Here is a 23,843-nt window from a genome sequence, read left to right as displayed (position 1 = left end):
TCAGGGATAGCTCGTATACTGGCCCCAATTTTCCTCCCGCCCGGAGATGAGGCGCCGTCTTGGCTGCGCCGCAGGGCGCGCCCTCTACTCTCGAGCCCCACGCCATGCGTATTCCATCGTCCGACGATGCCGCCCATGCCCAGGTCCTGCCCGTCGATGACGGCCGCATCCTGGCCGCGGCGAGCGCGATTCTGGCGGCGGGGCCGCAGGCCGGCTTTTTCGAAACGCTGGTCAGCCGCGCGGCCGCGGACATGGGCGTGGACTACGCCTGGGTGCGGCTGCAGGACGCCAGCGGCGGGACGGAACTGATCGCCAGCGCCAGTTGCGGCGCTGGCCTGGCGGCTGGTCCCGCGGGCGCGGGTGACGCCTTGCACGCACGGCTGGCGGATCAGACCTCGCATGTCTGCCTGCATCACACGCCGCAAGACAATCCCTGGCTGGCCGAAGCCCGCGTGCGGGCCTGGGTGGCGCGTACGCTTTTCGACGCGAACGGGGTCGCCTGTGGTCACATCGCTTTCCTCTTCAGGCGCGAACTGGCCGATGCGTCAGCCTACGTCAGCGCGCAAGCCATACTCGCCAGTTTCGCGCAGCACGCTGTGCTGGACGCCGCCGCCCGCGAGCGCGAGCTGGCGCGGCTGAACGAAGTCATCGCGCAGTTCGGGGCGCTGTTCCGGTCGGCGCCGGTGCTGATCAACGCCTTCGACCAGGACGGCCGCTGCACCTTGTGGAACGACGCCTGTGTGCGGCGCTTCGGCTGGTCCGAAGCCGAGATCAAGCTGAGCCTGAACCCTTTTGCGCTGTTCTACCCCGATCCGGCCGTGCGGGATCGTGCGATGGACAGCGTCGTCGCGCGGCCCGACCGCTCGTTCCGCGAATGGCAGCCGCGCACGCGCGACGGCGAGCAATTGTCGGTGCTTTGGTCCAACGTCAAGCTGCCCGACGGCAAGGTTGTGAACCTGGGCATGGACGTCACCGAAAGCCGGCGTGCGGAAGCCGCCCTGGAGCGCATGGCCCGGGTGGATAGCCTGACCGACTGCTGGAATCGCGCCGAAATCCTCAAGCGGATGGAAGAGCGCCTGGCCGACGTCCGCCGTGGCGCGGGCGGTCCGACCACCGCGCTGATGCTGGACCTGGACTACTTCAAGCAGGTCAACGACCGCTATGGACATCTGGGGGGCGACATCGCCTTGCGGCATTTCTGCGATCAACTGCGCGCCTGTCTGCGCGAGGGCGATTCCGTGGGTCGGCTGGGCGGCGAGGAGTTCCTGGTGCTGCTGGCGGACGCCGATGCGGCGGTGGCGCGCGCGATCTGCGAGCGCCTGCGCACCAGCCTGCGGCAGCATCCGGCGGATATCGATGGGGCGGTGGTGACGCTGTCGGTGAGCGGCGGCATTGCGGGCTTTCTGCCCGGCGATGCCACCGCCTCGGACGTGCTGCGCCGTGCGGATTTCGCGCTTTATCAAGCCAAGCGGTCGGGCAGGGATTGCGCGGTGGAGTATCGCAACTGATCGATGTTGCTGCCGCCAGCCTATGGCATTCAGGCAGCCGCCTGGCCGCGCGCCGAGCGCCGGCCATTGAGCCGCCAATGCAGGCCCACCGCCGCGGCAGCCAGGGCGCAGGCCGCGGCCAGGCCCAGCGCTTCGAATCCCGCGTGGGTGTAGATGGTGCCGGCGATCGCGGTACCGACGCTTGCGCCCAGGTAGGTGGTGCAGGTGTTCAGCCCCAGCACCGCGCCGCGCTCTTCGGGCCGGGCGCGCGACAGCAGCAGCACCAGCAGGTTCAGGCTCAGCTGCGAGGCCGCGCCCCATAGCGTGGCGATGGCCAGCACCGCGCTCAACGCATGCGCGGCCGGCAGCAGCCCCAGATACACCAGCGCGATCACGCCCAGCGCCAACGGCAAGGCGCGGCGCGGCCCCAGCCGCTCGATCAGCGGCGCGCCAGCCACCCCCGCCAGCAGGAACCCCGCTCCGTAGGCGAAAGCGATGAAGCCCACCTGTCCCGCAGACAGCGCGAGCAGGCCGCGCACGTGGTCCGCCAGGAAGGCGTAGACGCCATAGAAGGCCGACGAGAACGCCAGGCAGCCCAACAGCAGGGCGGGCACGTCGCGGTAGGACAGCGGCGCCAGCAGGCGCGACAGGCGCAGCGGCGCGGGATTCCCGGCGCGGCGTTCCGGCAGCTTGCGTAGCCCAAGCACGGCTATGGCGGCGCAGAGCGCCAGCGTGGCGTAGGTGGCGCGCCAGCCCACCGCGTCGGAGATGAGCGCGGACAGCGGTACGCCCGCCACCAGCGACACCGACCAGCCCGCGATGACGCGTCCCAGGGTGCGCGCCTCCTGGCCAGGCGGCGCGATCAGCGCGGCAGATCCATAGGCGGCGGGCAGGATGACCCCCGCAGCGGCGCCCGCCAAGGCTTGCGCCAGCGTCAGCACAACCCAGTGCGGCGCGCAGGCGGACAGGATCAACGCGGCGATCAGGACCGCCATCGCGCCCAGCAGCGAGCGGCGTACGCCGATGCGGTCGATGCGTGCGGCCAGGAAGAAAGCGCTGGCGGCCGTGGCCGCGCCATAGGCGGAAATGGCGGTGCTGATGGTCAGCGGCGAGGTGGAAAAGGAGCGCGCCACGTCGCTCAGGATGGGACTGAGCGCCAGGCCGTTGGAGCCTACGACGCTGACGGCGAACATCAGGGCGGGGACGGAAGAGGCGGGGCGGGCGCTGCGGGTGCTACGGTTCTGCATCGCGAAATTTTATTGGAATAAAATAAGGGTTAACGCTTATATTTCCTTATTCCGTAAAAGTTCGAATGCCGTTCGGCAGAACCTGATTCCAATGCCTGATCTTGATGACCGCGACCGAAAGCTGTTAACGCTGCTGGCCGACGATGCCTCCCCCAGCTACGCCGAATTGGGCAAAATGCTGAACCTCTCCGCCCCGGCCGTGCATGAACGGGTCAAGCGCCTCAAGCGCGATGGTCTGATCAAGGGCATTGCCGCCAAGCTGGACGGCGCGCGCATCGGCCGGCCGCTGCTGGCCTTCGTGCACGTGGACACCAACAACTGGACCATTACGCAGCAGGTGCTGGGGCTGGCCGAGCTGACCGAGGTGGAAGAGATCCACACCATCACCGGCAAGAGCGCCATGCTGCTGAAAGTGCGCGTGCGTGATACGCAGGCGCTGGAGGCGCTGCTGGCCCGCATCCATCAGATCGACGGCATCACCAACACCACCAGCGACATCGCCCTGACCAGCTATCTGGAACGCGGGCCCTTGCCGGACAACGGCTGAGCCGCGCCGTTCAGGCCGCGCGCAGCCGCAGCCGCGTGATCTCGGAGGGCGCGCCCAGGCGCTTGGGCGGTCCCCAGTAGCCCGTGCCGCGGCTGATGTAGATCCACATCTTGCCCAGGCGATGCAGGCCGGCCGTATAGGGCTGCTGGAAGCGCACGAAGAAACCCCATGGGAAGAACTGTCCGCCATGCGTATGGCCGGACAGTTGCAGGGTATAGCCGAGTGGCTCGGCCGCCGCCGCGCTGCGCGGTTGGTGCGCCAGCAGTATCCGGGGCATGGCGTCGGCAGGCGCGCCCGCCAGCGCCGCCTTGGGATTGCTGCGATGCTGCGGATCGAACGAGCCGGCGCTGTAGTCGGTGATGCCCGCCACCACCACGGGCAGGGCGGCGGGGTGGATGACCACGTGCTCGTTCATCAGCACGCGCAGCCCCATGCGGCGGAACTCGGCGATCCAGGGCGTGGCGCCCGAATAGTATTCATGGTTGCCGGTCACCAGATAGACCCCATGGGGCGCGCGCAGCTGGCCCAGCGGGCTGGCCTGTACGGAAAGCTGCTCGACGCTGCCGTCGACCACGTCGCCGGTGATCGCAATCATGTCCGGCAGCTGCTCATTGACGGCGTCGACGATGGCCTGCACGTAGCGTTTCTTGATGGTCGGGCCGACGTGGATGTCGCTGATCTGCACGATGGTGAAGCCGTCCAGGTCGGGCGCGAGGCCGGCGATGGGCACGTCCACATCGACCACGCGCGCCCGCTTGCGGGCGTTGTACAGGCCGACCAATGTTCCGGCGAGGGCCAATATGGGCACGGCCCAGGCGCTGACCCGGCGCAGCGTGGTCCAAGGCAGATCGGCGCCGATCAGTAGATTCGCCAGCCACGTCACCAGCAGCAAAGCGTCGCGCAGCACCGTCAGCACGAACAGCGACGAGAACAGGCCCATCGCGAACAGCCCGACCCAGGCAATGCGGTCGCCCCAGGGCGGGTGCACGGACGAACGCCCCAGCATCCCCAGCGGGATCAGGATGCAGGACAGCAGCAAGGCAAGAATGGCGGCGGCGGAACCCGCTCCGCCCAATTGGGCGTCGGGGATCAGGCGGGCGCCCACGTAGACGTGAGCCAGGGCGCCCAGGGTCAGGAAGCGCAGGAAGAATGAGGATTGGCGTAGGGACACGGCGGCTCTGGGGCGCGCCAGGCCGGGAGCAGCCGCGCGCGGGGCAAGGGAACCGCCATTCTATGCCGGGTGCGGATACTCCCGCACGAGCAAATCCGGTCCCATCTCCCGTACATGGTTGATGCCCAGCATCGCCATGTTGCGGTCGACCTCGGCGCGCAGCAGGCCGATGGCGTGCGATACGCCGGCCTCGCCGCCGACTGCGGCCGCATAGTTGAAGGGCCGGCCGACGAAGACGAAGCTCGCGCCCAGCGCCAGGGCTTTGAGCACGTCGCTGCCGCGGCGCACGCCGCTGTCCATCATCACGGTCATGTTGCCGGCGGCCTCGGCGACGGCGGGCAGGGCGCGCAGCGGCGAGACCGCGCCGTCCAATTGCCGGCCCCCATGGTTGGACACGATGATGCCGTCTGCGCCGTGCTGGCGCGCCAGCGCCGCGTCCTGCGGATGCAGGATGCCCTTGATGATCAGCGTGCCTGGCCATTGGCGGCGGATGCGCGCCACATGTTCCCAGCTGAGGTGATCGCGCGCGCTGAAGTCGCGCAGCACCGACGACGACACGATCGGCGCGCCGCGCGTGGCAAAGGAGTTCTCGAAATGCGGCATGCCATGGGCCAACAGCGTGCGCATGAACGTGCCGGCCAGCCAGCGCGGCCGCGTCAAGCCATCCCAGGCCAGGCGCAGGCTGGGCTTGAGCGGGGTGGAGAAGCCGGTGCGCACGTTGTTCTCGCGGTTGGCCGACACGGGAATGTCCACCGTCAGCACCAGGGTTTCGTAGCCGGCGCGGCGGGCGCGTTCGACCAGCGCGTCGATGCGCTGCGGATCGCCAGGCAGATAGGCCTGGAACCAGGTGCCGGGCGCCGCGCGGATGACGTCTTCCAGCGGGATCAGCGACGTACCGCTTAGGATGGCGGGTATGCCTTGCTCACGCGCGGCGTGGGCTAGCACGATGTCGCCGCGGTAGGCCGACAGCGCGCTGATGCCCATCGGAGCAATGCCGAAGGGCGAGGCATAGCGGCGGCCGAAGAGTTCGGTTTGCTGCGTGCGGCGCGACACGTCCACCAGCACGCGCGGCGAAAATGCGTACTGCGTAAAGGCGTTGCGGTTGCCGCGCAGGGACTGGTTGTCTTCGGCCGCGCCCGCGACATAGCCGAAGATCGGGCGCGGCAGGCGGCGTTTCGCCGCCGCCTCGAAGTCGTCCAGCGATAGCATGCGCGCCAGCGCGCGCGGCAAGGGGCGGTCGGCCGAGGCGGCGCGGGGACTGGCGGCGGACGAGAGCAGGGATGTCATGGCGGGCCGGTAAAAGCCCGTAATCTAGCAACGCCGATTCATCGCATAAAGCGAATAAAACTAGACATCCAATTTCGAATAAATCGAATATTTGCGGAGAAATCTACGCAGGCAGCGCCATCAGTTCGCCCATGCGCACCGGACCCAGCACGGAAGGCGTGTCGGCCCAGCGGATCTGGTTGGGACCGAACAGCACGATGGCGGTGGAGCCCAGCTTGAAGCGGCCCATTTCCGCGCCCTTGGCCAGATGGATCGGGGCGCGCGCCGCGTCGTCGTAGCGGGTGGCTTTCACGCGGCGCTTGTGCGGCGTGACCAGGCCGGCCCACACCGTCTCGATGGACGCGACGATCATGGCGCCCACCAGCACCAGGGCCATCGGTCCGTGCTCGGTGTCGAAGATGCAGACCACGCGTTCGTTCCGCGCGAACAGGCGCGGCACGTTGCGGGCGGTCAGCGGGTTGACCGAGAACAGGCGGCCGGGTACGTGGATCATTTCGCGCAGGGTGCCGGCGACCGGCATGTGCACGCGGTGGTAATCCTTGGGCGACAGATAGACGGTGGCGAATTCGCCGCCCTGGAACGGGGCCGCGCGTTCGGCGTCGCCGCCCAGCAGGTCGGCCAGGCCGTAGCTATGGCCCTTGGCCTGGAAGATGCGGCCATGTTCGATAGCGCCCATCTGGCTGATGGCGCCGTCGGCCGGACACACCACCGAGCCCGGCTCGTCGTCCAGGGGCCGCGCGTCTTCTTTCAATGCCCGCGTGAAGAAGTCGTTGAAGCAGTCATAGGCCAGCGGGTCTTCCTGCAGCGCCTCGCGCATGTCCACGCCATAGCGGCGGACGAAGCGCGAAATCATCCAGTTCTTGACCGCGGGTTCCCGGCAGTCGGATGCGTACCCGAAGAGCCGCGACACCAGGTGGTGAGGGGCAAGATACTGGCTGGCGAGGAATAGTTGGTCTTTGATCGGCATCTAGGAGCGCTGAGAAATTACCCCGCGGCCGGCCGCGGCACGGGCCGGCCCGCAAGGGGCCCGCCTTCAGGCCCGGGACTGGCCGCGTCAAAAAACGTCGTCCCGCGTTGCAGCGGGACGATGTGGTGATGAGCAGAGGGGTGAATTCTACCGCTTTCAGGCGCACTTCAGGCATATGAATGCGCGCATGCGCCGCCGGGCGCAAGGGCGCGACATTGCAGGCACGCCAGCCGCTACAGCTCCAGCACGATGCGCTTGCCCTGGGCGCGGGAGCAGCAAGCCATCATGCGGGTGCCGGCCTCGCGTTCGGCGCGGGTCAGCACCACGTCGCGGTGATCGACCGCGCCGCCCAGCACGCGCACCTCGCAGGAGCCGCAGAGACCTTCCTCGCAATCGCTCTGCACGTCGATGTTGGCGCTGCGCAGCGCGCTCAGCAGCGTCTGGTCGGCAGGCACTTGCACGACGATGCCGGAGTCCTTCAGCTCGGCCTCGAAGGCGTGTTCCTTGGACGGGTCCAGGGTGGCGAGCGTGGAATGGAAGTGCTCCACGCGCAGGCTGTCCTCGGGCCAGGCGGCGCAGGCGGCTTGCAGGGCATCCAGCATGCGCTCGGGGCCGCAGGCGTAGATCTGGACGCCGGCCTCGGGACGGGACAGCAGGGCGGCGAAGTCGTTGCGGCTGCCTTCCTCGCTGATATGCAGATGCAGGCGCGCGCCATGCAGCTGCAGCAGTTCGTCCAGCATGGCCATGCAGGCGCGCGAGCGTCCGCTGTAGTGCAGTTCGTAATCCAGGCCCAGCTCGCGCGCGCGGCGCGCCATGGCGCTGATGGGCGTGATGCCGATGCCGCCGGCGATGAGGATCAGACGTTTGGCGCTTTCGTCCATGCGGAAATGGTTGCGCGGGCCGCGTGCGCGCACGATGCTGCCCGCGCGCAGGTGCTGGTGGATCCAGGCGGAACCGCCGCGCCCTGCCGCTTCCTTGAGCACGGCGATCTCCAATGCATTCGCGGCGGCCGGATCGCCGCAGAGCGAGTACTGGCGCGAAAGGCCCGTGTCGCCGCATTCGACGTCGATGTGCGACCCGGGCGTCCAGCGCGGCAGCGGCTTGCCGTCAGGCGATTCGAGCCGGATGCGCGCAATGCCGTCGGCCGCGGCCGTGACCTGCGTCACCACCAGCTTGCGGCTGATCGCGTGGGTCGAGGGTTCGCCGATGCGCACCGGCTGCACCTGATCCAGCAGGGCGGCGTCGCGGCGCTCGGGGTTGTCGGCCGGGTTCCATTCCACCCACAGATGCTCGGGGCCGCGGAACGAGGTGTTCGGCACGTAGGTGAACTGCTGTTCGGCCAGGCGCATATGCGGCAGGCGGCGGGTCAGCTCTTCCAGGAAGATCTGCATCTCCATGCGCGCCAGGTTCTTGCCCATGCACTGGTGCGCGCCATAGCCGAAGGTCAGCTGGTCGCTGGCGTTGTCGCGGCGGATGTCGAAGAAGTCGGCGTCGGCGAAATGGCGTTCGTCGTGGTTGGCCGACGAGGACACGATCAGCAGCTTGGCGCCCGCGGGAATCGCCACGCCGGCGATCTCGGTGTCGCGCGTGGCCAGGCGGCGCCAGGCCGCGACCGAGCCGTTGTGGCGCAGGCATTCCTCGACCGCGTTGGGCAGCAGGCCGGGGTCCTCGCACAGTTCGCGCCAGGCGTCGGGATGCTGCAGCAGCAGCTTGATGGCGTTGGCCGAGGCGTTGGCGGTGGTCTCATGCGCCGCGACGATGCCGGCCATCATCATCGAATGCAGGTACGAGTCGGTGACGACCTCGGGATGGTCCTTCTGCTTGCGGATGCCGTACTGCATCCAGCCCGGGGCATCGGGATCCTGGCGCATCTTGTCCAGGATCTTGCCCGCCAGTTGCCAGAAATTACCTACCGCATGCGCCACCGCCACCTGTTCTTCCGGCTTGGGCCGGCCCCAGGTATTGACGGTGTGGGCGATGGAGTACTGGCGCAGCAGATCCATGTCCTCCTCGGGCACGCCCAGAAAGTGCAGGGCGACTGTCAAGGGCACTTCCCACAGCATCTGGTCGACCAGGTCGGCGCGGCCGTCGTTGATGAAACGGTCCACGTATTCGCGCGTCAGGCGCCGCACCATGGGTTCGTGGTGCTTGAGTTCGTCCGGCGTGAACGGATCCATCAGCACGCGGCGGCGCGGCATGTGGGCCGGTTCGTCCTCGTTGACCAGGGTGCGGTTCATCGCGTAGCCGTAGCTGGCCAGCACTGCGTTGGCCTCGGGGCCGGTCGGCGTGATCTTTTCCAGCGCGATGGAGGGGCTGTAGGTGTGGTTGTCGCGGAACACGGCCTTGATGTCGTCATAGCGCGTGACCACCCAATAGCCCAGCTTGGGGCTGTAGAACACGGGTTCCTGTTCGCGCGCCCAGCGCACGTACTCGGGCGGGTCCTGCTGGTAGCCGTCGCCGAACGGATCGAATTCCGCGGCGCGTGGGCTGACCGGACAGCCTTGGGCACGCGCCAGCGCGGCATGGTCGATGGGACAGCCGCCGGTACTGGCGGGCGCGGGGGTTGCAGGGGTGGTTGGGTGGCCCATGTCGTCGCTCCGGATTACAATTGCGTAAATCATATACGCATTGCGTAATTATTCAATTGGGGTAATCTCCGGGCTGCATCCGCAGCCGCCTGGCAGCTCCCAACCCGCGTCCATGACCCAGACTCCCGCACCTTCGTCCGTCCCCGCCCAGACTACCGACGCGCCCCGGCCGCGCGAACGGCGCCAGCGCGTGCAGGCCGCTGAAACCGGCATGGCGGTGCTGAAGGGGTTGGGCCGGCTGGGCGGCCGTGCCAGCCTCACGCTGCTGGCCGCGCAGGTGGACGAAAGCCCCGCCAAAGTGCACCGCTACCTGGTCAGCCTGATGGAAGAGGGCCTGGTGGCGCAGGATGCCGCCACTCAACAGTACTACCTGGGACTGGAAGCGATGCTGCTGGGCCTGGCCGCGCTGCGCCAGGCCGATCCCATCCGCCTGGCCGAGCCCAGCCTGGTGCGCCTGCGCGAAGGCCTGGAAGTGACCTGCTTCATCGCGGTCATGGGCAACAAGGGGCCGACCATCGTGCGCTTTGAAGAACCGGGCCTGCCGGTGACGGTCAACGTGCGCATGGGCTCGGTGCTGTCCATGCTGTGGTCCGCCACCGGGCGGGTGTTCCTGGCCTTGCAGGACGATGCGCGGGTGCGGGCACTGGCCGAGGCCGAACTGGCTCGTGCGCCCGCCGACATGCGGGCGTTGCTGGACGCCTCCGACCCCATCGGCCGCCTGCGCCGCCAGGTGCTGGCCGACGGCTGCGCCACGGTGCGCGACACCAATCTGAAGGGCATCAGCGCGGTGTCGGCGCCGCTCCTGGACCACAACGGCCGCCCCTGCGCCGCGCTGACTGCGCTGGGCGCGACGGGCGGATTCGACGCCTCGGCGGACGGCCCGATCGCGCAGGCGGTACGGCGCGAGGCCGAAGCCGCCAGCGTGCTGCTGGGATATCAGGCGCCTGGGTCCGGCGCGGTCTGATTCGCGCCTGCCGACAAGCCGCGCAGCCACGCCATCGCCGCCTGCACCACCGGCATGCCGGCCGTGTTGCGGTTGACCACGGCGCCGATGGCGCCGAAGTTGGCGTCCAGCCGTAGCGGCAGCACGGTCACGCTGCCTTGGCGCTCGCAGTAGCGCGCAATCGCCTGGGGCAAGGCAGCCAGGCGATCGTCCTGGGCTAGCAGGGCCAGGGTGGCCAGCAGCGAATTGGACTGGATACTCGAAACCGGTGCGTGCGCGCCGGCATGCACGAAAGCCTCGTCCAGACGCTCGCGCATCATGGTGGCTTCCAGCGGCAGCACCCAGGGCCAGCGCGCCAGTTCGGCGGCCGCGAGCGCCTCGCTTGCCGCCAGCGGATGGCCGGGGCGCGCCACCACCAGGATAGGTTCTTCGTGCAGACGGATCACCTCGCAGTCCGCGGGCAGCAGGCGGCTGCCCAGGCGGCCCAGCACGATGTCCAGCTCGTCGCGCGCCAGCTTGTCCATGAGTTCGCCGAGCGCGCCTTCCACCAGTTTCACTTCCAGCCGCGGCGCCAGGCCCAGCAGATGGGCGATCAGTTGCGGCGCCAGATGGGGCGCGGCCGAGGGCAGGGTGCCCAGGCGCAGCAGGCTGGCGCCGCGTTCTTCGGCGGCCCGCAGTTCGGCCGCCACGCGCTGGGCTGCGCCCAGGCTGTGCCGGGCGTGGCGGATCATAACCATTCCGGCATTTGTCGGCAGGGTGCCCCGGGTCCCGCGCTCGAATAGCGCGTAGCCCACCTGTTCCTCCAGCTGCGCCAGCGCCTTGGAGGCGGCGGGCTGGGACATATGCAGGCCTTCGGCCGCGCGCCCCAGGTGGCGTTCGTCGTCCAGTGCGACCAGCAGTTCGGCATGACGTCGCTTGAGGTGGGTGCCGGCGCGGTCAGGCATGGGCGATACATATTCAAATGGTTATGAATCGTTCAGTTTATTTCATTTCACGCCGACACCGGGCGCTAGGCATACTTGCCGCTCTACGAAAGACAGGCGTTGCCCAGGCTGGGCCGGGAAGGACGCCGGGATGGAGACGATTCATGAAGAAGTTCTGGATGGCCCTGGCCGCGAGCTGGGCCTGTGGCATTGCGAGTGCGGCGGCGGCTGCGGATACCTACCCGGCGCGGCCGGTGCAGATCGTGGCGCCGTTCTCGCCCGGCGGTGCGGTGGACGTGCTGGCGCGCCAACTGGCGCAGCGCCTGGAGCCGCGCGGCTACACGCTGGTAGTGGAGAACAAGCCGGGCGCGGGCGGCAACATCGCCGCGGCCATGGTGGCGCGCGCCGCGCCCGACGGCTATACGCTGCTGATGGGCACCACCAACACGCACGGCATTAACAGCGCGCTGTATTCCAGCCTGCCGTACGACCCGGTGCGCGATTTCGCGCCGGTCGGCCTGGTGGCGGACAACGTGGTGGTGCTGCTGGCCAATGCCGAGTTTCCAGCGTCGACGCTGGCGGATGCCGTCAAACTGATCAAGGCCAATCCCGGCAAGTACACCTATGGCTCGCCCGGCCTGGGCACGGTGCACCAGCTGGCAATGGAGCAGTTGAAGCACGCCGCCGGCCTGGACGTGGTGCACGCGCCTTATAAGGGCGCCGCGCCAGCGATGGCCGATCTGGTCGCGGGCCACGTGCCGCTGATGATAGGCGGCATCGCGCCGGCCATTCCGTTCCTCGCATCCGGCAAGGTCAAGGTGCTGGGCGTGGCCAATACTGAAAAGTATGCAGCGCTGCCCGATGTGCCGCTGTTCTCGGACGTGGCCGCCGGAGTCGCCGTGCGGTCGTGGATCGGCCTGTTCGCTCCCGCCGGCACGCCGCCCGCAGTGGTGAAGAAACTGAACGCGGACCTGGAGGCGGTACTGACCGACAGCGCATTCGCGCAGGCCTTGCAGCCGCTGGGCATGGTGCCGATCTACATGACGCCCGATGCCTTCGGCGACATGGTCAAGCGCGACATGCCGGCCTGGCGTTCCGCCGTGGAGATGTCGGGAGCGAAGCAATGACGTCCGCTGCGAAGCCCGTCAACTTCCTGCTGTTCATTACCGACCAGCACCGCGCCGACCATTTGGGGTCCTATGGCAACCGCGTGGTTCACACGCCCAACCTGGACCGTCTGGCCGAGTCGGGTTGGCGCGCCGACAACATGCACGTGGCCACGCCCATTTGCATGCCGAACCGCGCCAGTTTGATGACCGGCCGCTATCCGTCCGCGCATGGCGCGCGCCACAACGGCATCGCGCTGTCGCTGCGCAGCCGCACCTTCGTCGAGGCCATGCGCGAAGCCGGCTACGGCACGTCGCTGGTCGGCAAGGTGCACCTGCAGAACATGACGGACATACCTCCATCGTGGCCGGTGCGCGCCGAAGACAGATTGCCGCGCGAGGCGGTCGAGCCCGACCCCGGCCGCTACGACCAGGAGCAGCGCAAGCTGTGGCTCGAACGCCCCGACCACGATCTGAGCTATCCGTACTACGGCTTCGAGCAGGTGGACCTGGTCGACGATCATAGCGACGACGTGCACGGTCACTACCGACATTGGCTGCGGCGCGAGCATCCCGAGGTCGAGGCGCTGATCGGCCCGGCTCATGCCATCCCCGCGCCGGAATACGAGCTGACGCGCATCCGCCAGGCCTGGCGCACGCGCGTGCCAGAAGAACTCTATCCCACTGCCTACATCGCCGACCGCGGCATCGAGGCGTTGCGCGGCTATGCGGCTTCCGGGCAGCCATTCTTCCTGCAATGCTCGTTTCCGGATCCGCACCATCCTTTCACGCCGCCGGGGCGGTTCTGGGACCTGCACAAGCCAGAGGACATGGAGCTGCCCGCGTCGTTCCACGGCCAGGGTACGCCGCCGCCGCACGTGGCCTGGCTGCGCGCGCAGCGCGACGCGGGCACGGCCGTCAAGCACACGCCCGCGATCTTTTCCTGCAACGAGCGCGAGGCTCGCGAAGCGCTGGCGCTGAACTATGGGTCGATCGCCAACATCGACAACCAGATCGGCCGCGTGCTGGCCGAACTCGACGCGCTGGGGCTGGCCGACAATACGGTGGTGATCTTCACCAGCGACCATGGGGATTACCTGGGCGACCATCAGTTGATGCTGAAGGGGCCCATCCATTACCGCGGCCTGACCCGCGTGCCGTTCATCTGGCGCGACCCCGCCGCGGCGCGAACGGCGGGCGCGGCCAGCGACGCCTTGCTCAGCACCATCGACGTCGCGCCCACGGTGCTGGCGCGCGCTGGCGTGCAGCCCTATAACGGCATCCAGGGGCGCGACATGGCAGGCCTCATCGGAGGAAGCGAGGCTGCCGTGCGCGACGCGCTGATGATCGAGGAAGAAGGGCAGCGCGTGATACTGGGCTTCAACAGCCGCATCCGCTGCCGGACGCTGCTGGCCGACGGATTTCGCGTCACGGTCTACGACGGCGCGCGCTGGGGCGAGCTCTATGACCTGAATCAGGACCCGCACGAGCTGCGCAACCTGTGGGAAGACCCCGCGCATGCCGCCGACCGCGCGCGGCTGCTGGAACGGCTGGCCTACGGCATGCTGGAACACATCGACACCAGCCCCTATCCCAGCGCGCTGGCGTGAGGTGGCGCGGGCAGGCCGCCCGCGCCCGGCTTCAAGCGGCCTTGGCGGCCAGCTTGGTCTTGTAGAGCCAGTCCTTGTAGTCGTCCAGGTCGCCGTCAAACGGGCTGACTTCGCCGTCGGCCACGATGATGAATTCATCGGTGGTGGCGCGCAGCAGATGGCGGTCGTGCGACACCAGCATCAGCGTGCCTTCGAACTGCGCCAGCGCGGTGGTCAGCGCTTCGCGGGTTTCCAGGTCCAGGTGGTTGGTGGGCTCGTCCAGCAGCAGCAGATTGGGACGCTGCCACACGATCAGGGCCAGCGCCAGCCGCGCCTTTTCGCCGCCGGAGAACGGCGCGATGGAGCTGGTGGCCATGTTGCCGTTGAAGTTGAAGCTGCCCAGGAAGTTGCGCAGCTCCTGCTCGCGCACGGTCGGCGCGATCTTCGTCATGTGCCATAGCGGCGATTCGTCATGGCGCAGCATCTCCACCTGGTGCTGGGCGAAGTAGCCGATGGACAGCCCCTTGTTGAACTGCGCTTCGCCGGCCAGCGTTGCAAGTTCGCCCGCGATGGTCTTGATGAAGGTGGACTTGCCCGCGCCGTTGATGCCCAACAGGCCGATGCGCTGTCCCGCCTGCAGCGAAAAATTGATGCCCGACACGATGATCTTGTCGGACTCGACTTCCGTTTCCTCGTCCGCGACGCGATACCCGGCGCTGACCGCGTCCATGGTCAGGAGCGGGTTGGGCGCGCGCAAGGGCTCGCGGAATTCGAACGAGAACTCGGCGGCCGCGCGCAGCGGCGCCACTTCCTCCATGCGGGCCAGCGCCTTGATACGGCTCTGCGCCTGGCGCGCCTTGCTGGCCTGGGCCTTGAAGCGGTCGATGAAGGATTGCAGGTGCGAGCGTTGGCGCATCTGCTTTTCCAGCATGCCTTGCGCCAGCTCCAGCTGCGCGGCGCGCTGGCGCTCGAAGGACGAATAGTTGCCCGAATAGCGCTTGAGCTTGCGCTCGTCGATATGGACGATGACGTTGACCACGCCGTCCAGGAAGTCGCGGTCATGCGAGATGACGATGAGCGTGCCCGGATAGCGCTTGAGCCAGTCTTCCAGCCAGATGATGGCGTCCAGATCCAGGTGGTTGGTGGGCTCGTCCAGCAGCAGCAGGTCGGACGGGCACATCAGCGCCTGCGCCAGGTTCAGGCGCATGCGCCAGCCGCCGGAAAAGCTCGTCAACGGCAGGTGCATCTGCGCCTGCGTGAAGCCCAGGCCAGTCAGCAGCTGTTCGGCGCGCGAATGCACGGTGTACGCGTCGGCGTCGGCCAGCGCGGCGTAGATGTCGGCCATGCGCAGGCCGTTCTCCGTGCTTTCCGGTTCGGCTTCCAGCTGCGCCAGTTCCGCCTCCAGCTTGCGCAGCGTCACGTCGCCGTCGATGGCGTATTCGATGGCCGGGCGGTCGAGCGCGGGCGTTTCCTGCGCCACATAGGCCATGCGCCAGCTGGCCGGATAGTCCAGGTCGCCCTGGTCCGCGTGCAGCGTGCCGCGCAAGAGACCGAACAGGCTGGACTTGCCGGCGCCGTTGGCGCCGATCAGGCCGATCTTGTCGCCGGGGTTGAGCAGCAGGTCGACCTTGTCGAGCAAGGGCTTGACGCCGCGCATGAGTGAAACTTGTTGGAAGCGGATCATGGATGGAGCAACAGGGGACGCGGCAGGATTCCCGCCGGCCAGGCGCAATGAAAAATAATCGGGGAAGTAGGGCGCTCAGGCGGCGCGGCGGGCGGACGGAACGGGCGTTCGTTCCGCGTCAAAGGCCGGTATTGTACCGGGCTTGGCGCGCGATGCCGTCAGTCAGCGTGAGGCGTACCGGCTGTCGAGCACCCGGCGCAGGCGAACCGCGTCGCCGAAGCGCGAGCCGTTGATGCCCTGCGCGTTGAGCAGCACCATGGCCAGGTTGCGCTTGCCGACCTTGACCGCCATCACCAGGCAATCGCCGGCTTCGCGGGTGGTGCCGGTCTTGGACACGAGGATGTCCCATTGCGGGCGGCCCACCAGGATGTTGGTGTTGCGGAAGGTCTGGCCGGCGGCCTGGTAGCTGGTCTCGCCGGTGTATTGCCGCAAGAGCGGCTGCGCGGAAATCGCCTGCAGCAACTTGACCAGATCCTTGGCCGAAGACTGGTTTTCGTTGGACAGGCCGCTGGGTTCGGCGAAGCTGGAGTCGGTCATGCCCAGCGCGCGGGCTTCGGCGTTCATTGCCGCGACGAAGGCGGCGGTGCCGCCGGTATAGGTGCGGCCCAGGGCCTGCGCGGCGCTGTTCTCGGACGGGACCAGCGCCAGGCGCAGCAGATCGGCGCGGCTCAGCTTGGTGCCGGCGGTCAGGCGCGAAGGCAGCTCGCTGGTGGAGCGGGTGTCGCTGGCGTCGATGGTGATGAGTTCGTCCATGGGCAGGCCGGCCTTGACCAGCGTCAGCGCCGCCATGAGCTTGGTGATGGAGGCGATGGGCCGCACGGCGTCCTCGTTGCGCGCGAACAGGACTTCGGAGGTGTCCATGTCCTGCACCAGGATCGTGCTGGATTTGAGCTTGCCGATTTCCTTGGCCGGGTCGCGCGTGACCAGCGAGGCGTTGACGGCCGCGTCCGGGTCCAGCGGGTCGGGCTGCGCGCCCCAGCGCTGCACTGCTATGCGCTTGCCATAGCCATGCAGGCACATCGGCAGGGAAGGCTGGGAATTGCAGGGATGGAAATTGGCGGCCTGGGCCCGCGCCGGCGCCGGCAAGCCCGCCGCCGTGGCGGCCCACAACGCCGCCACGCAGAATGAGATCGACATTTGCCGCAAGATCAACGTCACGACCGCTCCCCGATACGCCGATCACGCGCCTGGCCCGGCGTTACCGACAATATGCATTTGAAAGCCGATATTACTGCTGCCGCCGCTGTTGTCACCAGGCTTGTGCGATGGCCTCGGCCAGCGCCAGCACGCGTTTCGCTTCGCGCGCATGCAGGTTTTCCACCAGCGCGCCGTCAACCACGGCCACGCCCAGGCCGGCGGCCTGCGCGGCGCGCCAGGCGTCCAGGCGCTTGCGCGCGGCGGCAAGTTCTTCCGCCGAGGGCGCGAAGGCGGCGTTGGCTGCCGCTATCTGCCTGGGATGGATGAGCGTCTTGCCATCGAAGCCCTGGTCGCGTCCCTGTTTGCAGGCGGCCTCCAGGCCCGTGTCGTCGTGCAGGTCCAGGTGCACGCCGTCCAGCGCCGCCAGGCCGTGGGCCCGCGCCGCCATCACCGCCATCGAGCGCGCCAGCAAGGTTTCTTCGCGTGACGGCGTGTGGCGCGCATGCAGATCCTTTACCAGGTCCGAGGTGCCCACGACGATGGCCGCCAGCCGCGCGTGGCCGGAAGCGATGGCGTCCAGACGCAGAAATCCCAAAGGCGTTTCGGCCATGGCCCACAAGGGCAGGCTGGCTGGCGCGCCCGCCGCGTCCAGCGCCCGCGCGAGCGCGTCGAGCTCGGCGGCGGACTGCACCTTGGGCAGCAGCACGGCGTCCGCGCCCGCCTGGGCGATGGCCCTGACGTCGTCCAGGCCCCAGGCCGTGTCCAGCGCATTGATACGTACCACGCATTCGCGGCGCCCATAGCCGCCGGCGCGCAAGGCCGCGGCGACTTGCTCGCGGGCTTGTGCCTTGGCGTCCGGCGCGACGGCATCCTCCAGGTCCAGGATCAGGACGTCGGCGTCCAGGCTGCGCGCCTTGTCCAGTGCGCGCGGGTTGGCGCCAGGCATATAGAGTACGGAACGGCGAGGGCGGATAGGTAGCGTCATGAGGCGGTTTCAGTTCTTGGTATTGCCGACGATCTGCACAGGCGTGGTGCACACATAGCCCACGCCGTACACCGTGCGTATGCCCATGTCGCCGCCGGCCTGCGCGCGCAGCTTGCGGCGCAGGCGGTGCATGTGGGCGTCCAGCCGGTGCGTGTCGTAGGCCTCCACGCTGGCGCCCAGCGCCTCGATCAGGCGTGCGCGCGACAGGGGTAGCGGCGCGGCCTGGATCAGCGCGCCGATCAGCCGGCTTTCGGTATCGGTGATGTCCACGCAGACCTGCTTGGGCGATACCAGCATGCGCCGCGACGGATCGAAACGCCAGGCATCCGATTCCGCGGCGTCGGCTTCGCCCGCCGGCACCACCCGCAGTCGGCGCGACAGCGACACCAGCGTGGCGCCAAGCTCGGCCAGATTGACGGGCTTGGTCAGGTAGTGGTCCGCGCCCAGGCTCAGGCCCGAGACCTTGTCTTCGCTCAAGAGGCGGCCGGTGAGCATGATGATGCCCATCGACGGGAAGGAGGTCCGCAGGTGCGAGACGCGTGTCAGCGCATCGCCGTCGGGCAGCATGGCGTCCAGCACCAGGATGCCGGGCGTCACGGTGAGCAGCAGTTGGTCCAGCTCCGCGAGGGAACCGGCGGTGAGGATGCTGCGGCCCAGGCCCAGATCCTCGATGTATTCAGCGATGGTGTCGCGCCAGTCTCCGTGGTCGTCGACGATGATGATGGTCACGGCGAATCCGGCGTCAGCGGTTGCGCGCAGGGACCTTCGAATGCAAACACGCTATCCGCTCCTTGTATGTGGGTCTTCTTGTATAGGGGGAGTCCGCGAGCGCGATATTTTTCGTATCGCGCGCTTGCGGAGAATATCATCATCGCCCCTGCGGCGCCGCGTCAAGAATCAAGGATGGCAGCCGCGCGCCGCCCATTCTTTTAGTGGTCAAAAAATGAGCAGCCCGTTGCGCATCGGTCGAACGGCCATCAGCCGTGGGTTCGAGGCTTTTTTATCCACAGAAATTGTGGATAAGGCCGGCCCTGTGGATACTGTGCTTTTTATGTAGGCAGGTGTTCGACGGCAACGCCCGGCGGTACCTTGCGCATGCGGTCGCGCTCGATGCGGGGCGGGGCGAAGCGGGTCTTGCGGGCAGCGGCGTTCTGCAGCAGCACGGACAGCACCGCGCCCTTGTCCTGTATCCACTGGTTTTTGCCACGCAGCAATTTCATCGCGTTCTCGGCCGTGCCGAGGCGATAGGTCATCGAGTTGATCTGGACCGAGGTCTTGCCATTGAAAAGGGACGCGTCCTGTTCGGTGATTGCCGCGGCGTCCAGATTGCTGCTGTCATGATCGATGCGATAGACGAACTTCAGGCTGCTGTGCGGATCCTGCACCACCACGAGTTTGTCGGACCCCGATATGTCGGAGAGCATGCCGAGCACCAGCGACTCGACCAGCTGGTTGCCGCGCTGTTCCTCGGTGTAGATGTATATCGTGTGGCGCGCGGGCGCGGCGTAGGTCTGTTGCATAACTGGCTTCAATAGTGCGGGGCAGGCCTCGCGGCCCGGACAAGCTGCGAAATGAGCGGGAGGCGCGCGCTAACCGGCGCGGCGCATGCGCATCAGCAAGCGCGCTTTGACGGCCGGCCAGTCCTCGTCGAGGATCGCGAAGTAGACCATGTCGCGCGCGCGCCCCGATTGCGCGATCAGGTGCTTGCGGAACACGCCTTCCTCCACGCCGCCGATCCGCAGGATGGCCTGGCGCGATTGCATATTGCTCAGTTCAGTCTTGAATACAACCCGCATGATACCAATTGTTTCAAAGGCGTGCTGCAACAACAAGAACTTGGCCTCGGTATTGGCGCCGGAACGCTGGCTTGCTGGCGTGAGCCATGTGCCGCCGATCTCCAGGCGTTTGTGCGCCAGCGCGATGTCCATGTAGCGGGTCGCGCCGATGATCTGATCGTTGTCCTGCCGCACGATGACGAATGGCAGGCAGTTGCCGTCGCGTTGGCCAGCCAGCGCACGGTCGACATAGCGCTGCATATCGTCCAGCGTCTGCACGGGCTCGGGTTGCAGACGCCACAGTTCGGGGTGCAGGCCCACCTGCGCAAGCGGCGCGGCATGGCTGGCGGTCAGCGGTTCCAGGCGTACGACCTCGCCGGCGAGCGTGACGGGTTGCAGGCGGGGGCTGGTCATGACGTATTCCTCGATTGGAGCGTGGGCGCGGAGGGCAGGGCGTGCAGCCGGGGATTCTACGCGCGCGCGCCCTTGCCGAACACCGCACGCAAGCGCAGAATGCGCCGCATGAAAACAGACGCCTTGGTCCTGGGTGCGGGCATCGTCGGGGTGAGCACCGCCCTGCATCTGGCGGCGCGCGGCCGTACAGTGGTGCTGCTGGACCGGCGCGGCCCTGGCGAGGAAACCAGCTACGGCAACGCGGGCCTGATCGAACGGGCCAGCGTGATTCCCTATGCCTTCCCGCGCGACTGGCGCAGCCTGTGGCGCTATGCCAGGAACAACACGCCTGACGTGAGCTATCACCCGCGCTTTTTGCCGCGCATCGCGCCATGGCTGCTGCGCTACTGGTGGCATTCGGCGCCGTCGCGGCTGGCGCGCGCGGCCGAGGCCATGCTGCCGCTGATCGAGCGCTGCGTCGCCGAACATGACGCGCTCAAGGACGAGGCCGGCATCTCCCACCTGTTCCGGCGCAGCGGCTGGATCGATGGCATGCGCAGCGAGGCCGGCCTGGCCCGGGCCGTGGCCGAGGCCCAAGCGCTCGCGCCTTACGGGCTGAACCACCGCGTGCTGGACCGCAAGGCGCTGGCGGCGCTGGAACCTTCGCTGTCGCGCATGGCCGGCGCGGTGCACTGGCTGGATCCGGTCAATGTTTCGGACCCGGGCGCGGTGACGCGCGCCTACGCGGCCTTGTTCGAGCGGCGCGGCGGCGTGCTGGCGCGCGGCGACGCGCGCAGCCTCAAGCCGTCAGGCAAGGGTTGGCAGGTGCAGGGAGAACAGGGGCCGATCGAGGCCCGCGACGTGGTGGTGGCGCTGGGCCCGTGGTCGCCGGACGTCCTGCGCCCGCTGGGCTATCGCATCCCCATGGCGGTCAAGCGCGGCTATCACCAGCATTACGCGTTGGAAGAGGGGGCGACCTTGTCGCACCCGGTGGCGGATATCGAAAGCGGTTTCGTCGTGACGCCCATGACCCTGGGCGTGCGCCTGACCACGGGCGCGGAATTCGCGGCGCGCGATGCGCCGCCTTCACCGATCCAGATCGAGCGCACGCGGACGCTGGCGCGGCAACTGCTGCCGCTGGGCGAGGCCGTGGAGCGCGAACCGTGGATGGGTTGCCGGCCTTGCATGCCGGACATGCGGCCGGTCATCGGACCGGCGCCGCGCCATCCCGGCTTGTGGCTGGCGTTCGGCCATGCGCATCATGGCTTCACGCTGGGTCCGGTGACGGGCAAGCTGCTGGCAAGCATGATCACCGGCCAGGCGCCGGACATGGATCCGGCGCCTTACCGCGTCGGCCGCTGAGGCCGTACGCGGCAAGAGACCCGAGAGCCGCGGTTCTCAGGCCGGTTTTGCGGCCTTTTCGCGGCGCTGGCGCACGGCCAGGGCCAGCGTTTCCAGCACCGGCGCGGTCTGCGACCAGCCCAGGCAGGCGTCCGTGATGGACACGCCGCGGCGCAGCGGCAGGCCGGGCTTCAGGTCCTGGCGGCCTTCTTCGAGATGGCTTTCGATCATCACGCCGGTGATGCGGCCGTCGCCCTGGGCGATCTGGGCGGCGATATCGTTGGCCACGTCGACCTGGCGCAGATGCGACTTGTTGGAGTTGGCGTGCGAGCAGTCGATCATGACCTGTTCGCGCTGGCCGGCGGCGCGCAGGGCGGCGCAGCAGGCGTCGACGCTGGCCGCGTCGTAGTTCGGGCCTTGCTTGCCGCCGCGCAGGATGACGTGGGTGTCCTGGTTGCCGCGGGTCTCGAAGATGGCGGCCATGCCCATCTTGGTCATGCCCATGAAAGCGTGCTTGGCGCTGGCCGCGACCATGGCGTCGGCGGCGATCTGCACGCCGCCGTCGGTGCCGTTCTTGAAGCCCAGCGGACAGCTCAGGCCGGAACTCAGCTGTCGGTGGCTGGGGCTTTCGGTGGTGCGCGCGCCAATGGCGCCCCAGGCGATCAGGTCGGCAATGTATTGCGGGCTGAGCAGGTCCAGGAATTCGGTGGCGATCGGCAGGCCCAGGCCGCTGATGTCCAGCAGCAGTTCGCGCGCGCGGCGCAGGCCTTCATTGATGCGGAAGCTGCCGTCCAGGCGCGGGTCGTTGATATAGCCCTTCCAGCCCACGGTGGTGCGCGGCTTCTCGAAGTAAACGCGCATGACGATGAGCAAGTCTTTCTGGTGCTGTTCGGCGGCGGTGCGCAGCAGGCGCGCGTATTCCATGGCCTGGCCATGGTCGTGGATGGAACAGGGGCCCACCACCAGCACCAGGCGGTCGTCGCGGCCGTGCAGCACGTCGGCGATCTGGACGCGGCTTTGCTCGACCAGCGTCTGGATCTCGGCCGACACCGGCAGTTCATCCTGCAGCAGGGCGGGCGAGATCAAGGGGCGCACCGCGCTGATGCGGGTGTCGTCGGTGCGCGTGTTGTCCTGGGTGGAGTCGGCCGCGCCGACCTCGCGGTCGTGCAGGGGGTCGTCAATGCGGGTCAAGGGTAGCTCCGTGCCGTAGATGCGGAAAGAAAGACATCTATTATGGCACCGGCCGCGCCGTGGGGGCGACGGAAGGCTGCCTCCGTCTGGCTGATGCCGCGAATACTACGACTATCGGCGATGGGGCTGCATTAACCCGTTAGCGATAACGACAGGGCGCGCGCAGATGCCTTAGCATGGTGTACACAGTTTTCCAGCGGCCGCCTGCGGGGGCCCGCCCTATATGAGTAGGACGGTAGACCATGCCTAAAACGGAACCCGGCGGGACCCGACGGATACTTCTCGTCGAAGACCATCCGGTTGAACGCGCCTATCTGCAGAACGTGTTGCTGGCGCTGGGTTTCCGCCGGGTCGCCGGCCTGGGCAGCAGCATAGAAGCGGTCAGCGCGCTGGCGCGCCAGTTCTACGACGTGGTCATCAGCGATATCGTCACGGGCGAGGGCGACGGCACGCGGCTGCCGAACGAACTGCGGCGCCTGGTGGACGCCGGGCGGCTCAAGAGCATGCCGCCCATCATCTGGATCAGCAGCCTCAGCGATGAACTGTTGCAGTCGCATGTGCGGCTGGCCTTGCAGGCCGGCTGTCCGTCCGCGCAGGCGCTGTCCAAGCCGGTGTCCCGCACGGCGATGCAGCAGGCCATCAAGACGGCGCTGCGCAGCATCGATGAGGACGATGCCGCCTCGCCCCGGCCGCGCTCGCTGCGGCGCGACGTCATCGAGGCGGCGCTGGGCCATGCGCTGATCACGGGGCAGGGCATGAGCGTGGTGCTGCAGCCGCAGATGAGCTTGTCGACAGGGCGCGTGCTGGCCGCCGAGGCGCTGTCGCGCTGGGACCACCCCGAACTGGGCGCGATTCCGGCGGCGGACTTCGTGCCTGCGGCGCATCGGCTGGGACTGGACCGGACCTTGTTCTGCCGGGTGACCGACACGGTGCTGGAGCTGCAGCAGCGCATGCATGCCGAGGACATCGCCGTGCCCATCGCGATCAACGCCTCGGCCTCCACATTGTGTTCGCGCGACCTGCCGGGCCTGCTGGAGCAGCGCGTGGCGCAGGCCGGCCTGCCGGCCCGGCTGATCAAGGTCGAGCTGACCGAGGACGAGCCAGTGACCGATTGGCTGGCCTTGTCGTCGGCCCTGAACCTGCTGCGCGTGCGAGGCTTTGAATTGGCGATGGATGACTTCGGCGCGGGCATCGCTTCCATGCGCCTGTTCTCGGCCATGCCCTTCACCGAACTGAAGATAGACCGCGACTTCATCGTCCATATGCATCGCGAGCCCGCGTCGCGCGCGGTGGTCGCCGCCGCCATCGAGATGGGCCGCGTGCTGGGCCGGCGCGTGATCGCCGAAGGGGTGGAGCACGAGCGCGACGTGGAGCTGCTGCGCGAACTGGGCTGCGACGTGGCGCAAGGCTACGGCATTTCCGTGCCGCTGGAACCCGACGCCTTCTTCGAATTCTGCCGCAGCCATTGAGTCATCCGCGCGG

Annotated in this window: 20 protein-coding genes; 7 read left to right on the top strand and 13 right to left on the bottom strand. The window is 67.9% G+C overall.

All coding sequences use genetic code 11. The features are described 5' to 3' along the window. The first annotated feature begins 104 nt into the window (after window positions 1-104). Window positions 105-1,508, top strand: coding sequence for a sensor domain-containing diguanylate cyclase (locus tag HV793_RS31105; protein ID WP_244958650.1), 1,404 nt, complete (start codon window positions 105-107; stop codon window positions 1,506-1,508). A 29-nt stretch (window positions 1,509-1,537) separates the two neighbouring features. Here HV793_RS31105 and HV793_RS14665 read toward each other — a convergent pair whose 3' ends face one another. Beyond that, window positions 1,538-2,734 (bottom strand): MFS transporter, encoded by a 1,197-nt coding sequence (locus tag HV793_RS14665; protein ID WP_119451562.1) that lies wholly within the window; start codon window positions 2,732-2,734, stop codon window positions 1,538-1,540. Between the two features lie 91 nt (window positions 2,735-2,825). On the opposite strand from HV793_RS14665, the gene HV793_RS14660 reads away from it, so the two are divergent. Beyond that, window positions 2,826-3,281, top strand: coding sequence for an Lrp/AsnC family transcriptional regulator (locus HV793_RS14660; protein ID WP_054454198.1), 456 nt, complete (start codon window positions 2,826-2,828; stop codon window positions 3,279-3,281). A 10-nt stretch (window positions 3,282-3,291) separates the two neighbouring features. Here the strand turns inward: HV793_RS14660 and HV793_RS14655 are convergent, their stop codons facing one another. The 4 genes from HV793_RS14655 to HV793_RS14640 form a co-directional block, all read right to left on the bottom strand. Further along, a complete protein-coding gene (locus HV793_RS14655) occupies window positions 3,292-4,452 on the bottom strand; it encodes a metallophosphoesterase (RefSeq protein WP_175213437.1) in 1,161 nt (386 codons plus the stop codon). Window positions 4,453-4,512: 60 nt separating this feature from the next. After that, window positions 4,513-5,739, bottom strand: a complete 1,227-nt coding sequence (locus HV793_RS14650) for an alpha-hydroxy acid oxidase (RefSeq protein ID WP_175213436.1) — start codon at window positions 5,737-5,739, stop codon at window positions 4,513-4,515. Window positions 5,740-5,842: 103 nt separating this feature from the next. Next, the gene (gene asd, locus HV793_RS14645) at window positions 5,843-6,706 is read right to left on the bottom strand and encodes an archaetidylserine decarboxylase (protein WP_175160481.1); all 864 of its coding nucleotides are present in this window, start codon (window positions 6,704-6,706) and stop codon (window positions 5,843-5,845) included. A gap of 233 nt (window positions 6,707-6,939) precedes the next feature. Continuing rightward, entirely contained in the window at window positions 6,940-9,294 is a 2,355-nt protein-coding gene (locus HV793_RS14640; RefSeq protein ID WP_175213435.1) for a cytochrome P450/oxidoreductase, read from the bottom strand. Between the two features lie 112 nt (window positions 9,295-9,406). On the opposite strand from HV793_RS14640, the gene HV793_RS14635 reads away from it, so the two are divergent. Next, on the top strand, window positions 9,407-10,258 hold the full coding sequence (locus tag HV793_RS14635; protein WP_175213434.1) for an IclR family transcriptional regulator: 852 nt from the start codon (window positions 9,407-9,409) through the stop codon (window positions 10,256-10,258). On the opposite strand, the gene HV793_RS14630 is transcribed toward HV793_RS14635, so the two are convergent. Further along, a complete protein-coding gene (locus tag HV793_RS14630; RefSeq protein WP_175213433.1) occupies window positions 10,231-11,181 on the bottom strand; it encodes a LysR substrate-binding domain-containing protein in 951 nt (316 codons plus the stop codon). The genes HV793_RS14635 and HV793_RS14630 overlap by 28 nt on opposite strands. Window positions 11,182-11,324: 143 nt before the next feature. Here HV793_RS14630 and HV793_RS14625 point away from each other — a divergent pair, with 143 nt between their 5' ends. Beyond that, window positions 11,325-12,287 (top strand): Bug family tripartite tricarboxylate transporter substrate binding protein, encoded by a 963-nt coding sequence (locus tag HV793_RS14625; protein WP_175213432.1) that lies wholly within the window; start codon window positions 11,325-11,327, stop codon window positions 12,285-12,287. Continuing rightward, a complete protein-coding gene (locus HV793_RS14620) occupies window positions 12,284-13,876 on the top strand; it encodes a sulfatase family protein (RefSeq protein WP_175213431.1) in 1,593 nt (530 codons plus the stop codon). Before HV793_RS14625 ends, HV793_RS14620 begins: the two co-directional genes overlap by 4 nt. Window positions 13,877-13,907: 31 nt before the next feature. On the opposite strand, the gene HV793_RS14615 is transcribed toward HV793_RS14620, so the two are convergent. The 6 genes from HV793_RS14615 to HV793_RS14590 form a co-directional block, all read right to left on the bottom strand. Beyond that, window positions 13,908-15,539 carry an ATP-binding cassette domain-containing protein gene (locus HV793_RS14615; protein WP_119451554.1) on the bottom strand — a complete coding sequence of 544 codons (1,632 nt, stop codon included), beginning with the start codon at window positions 15,537-15,539 and terminating at the stop codon, window positions 13,908-13,910. 162 nt (window positions 15,540-15,701) lie between these two features. Then, window positions 15,702-16,697: a serine hydrolase gene (locus HV793_RS14610; protein WP_082400980.1), complete on the bottom strand. Its 996-nt coding sequence runs from the start codon at window positions 16,695-16,697 to the stop codon at window positions 15,702-15,704. Between the two features lie 91 nt (window positions 16,698-16,788). Continuing rightward, window positions 16,789-17,661: an HpcH/HpaI aldolase/citrate lyase family protein gene (locus HV793_RS14605; RefSeq protein WP_175213430.1), complete on the bottom strand. Its 873-nt coding sequence runs from the start codon at window positions 17,659-17,661 to the stop codon at window positions 16,789-16,791. A 9-nt stretch (window positions 17,662-17,670) separates the two neighbouring features. After that, window positions 17,671-18,390, bottom strand: coding sequence for a response regulator transcription factor (locus tag HV793_RS14600; protein WP_054454219.1), 720 nt, complete (start codon window positions 18,388-18,390; stop codon window positions 17,671-17,673). A gap of 320 nt (window positions 18,391-18,710) precedes the next feature. After that, complete coding sequence (locus HV793_RS14595) at window positions 18,711-19,181, bottom strand: hypothetical protein (RefSeq protein WP_054454221.1); 471 nt, start codon at window positions 19,179-19,181, stop codon at window positions 18,711-18,713. A gap of 69 nt (window positions 19,182-19,250) precedes the next feature. After that, window positions 19,251-19,850 (bottom strand): GNAT family N-acetyltransferase, encoded by a 600-nt coding sequence (locus tag HV793_RS14590; RefSeq protein WP_054454224.1) that lies wholly within the window; start codon window positions 19,848-19,850, stop codon window positions 19,251-19,253. Window positions 19,851-19,958: 108 nt separating this feature from the next. Between HV793_RS14590 and HV793_RS14585 the strand changes: the two genes are divergently transcribed. Continuing rightward, window positions 19,959-21,191 carry an NAD(P)/FAD-dependent oxidoreductase gene (locus HV793_RS14585; protein ID WP_175213429.1) on the top strand — a complete coding sequence of 411 codons (1,233 nt, stop codon included), beginning with the start codon at window positions 19,959-19,961 and terminating at the stop codon, window positions 21,189-21,191. Between the two features lie 36 nt (window positions 21,192-21,227). Here HV793_RS14585 and HV793_RS14580 read toward each other — a convergent pair whose 3' ends face one another. Then, window positions 21,228-22,361 carry a 3-deoxy-7-phosphoheptulonate synthase gene (locus HV793_RS14580; protein ID WP_054454226.1) on the bottom strand — a complete coding sequence of 378 codons (1,134 nt, stop codon included), beginning with the start codon at window positions 22,359-22,361 and terminating at the stop codon, window positions 21,228-21,230. Window positions 22,362-22,603: 242 nt separating this feature from the next. Here HV793_RS14580 and HV793_RS14575 point away from each other — a divergent pair, with 242 nt between their 5' ends. Then, window positions 22,604-23,830: an EAL domain-containing response regulator gene (locus HV793_RS14575; RefSeq protein ID WP_119451551.1), complete on the top strand. Its 1,227-nt coding sequence runs from the start codon at window positions 22,604-22,606 to the stop codon at window positions 23,828-23,830. The last annotated feature ends 13 nt before the right edge of the window (window positions 23,831-23,843 follow it).

The organism is Achromobacter aegrifaciens (genome assembly GCF_902859965.1).
GTDB lineage: Bacteria > Pseudomonadota > Gammaproteobacteria > Burkholderiales > Burkholderiaceae_B > Achromobacter > Achromobacter aegrifaciens.
Note: the sequence above shows the minus strand (reverse complement) of the source record. Positions and strands in the feature narration are given on the sequence as shown.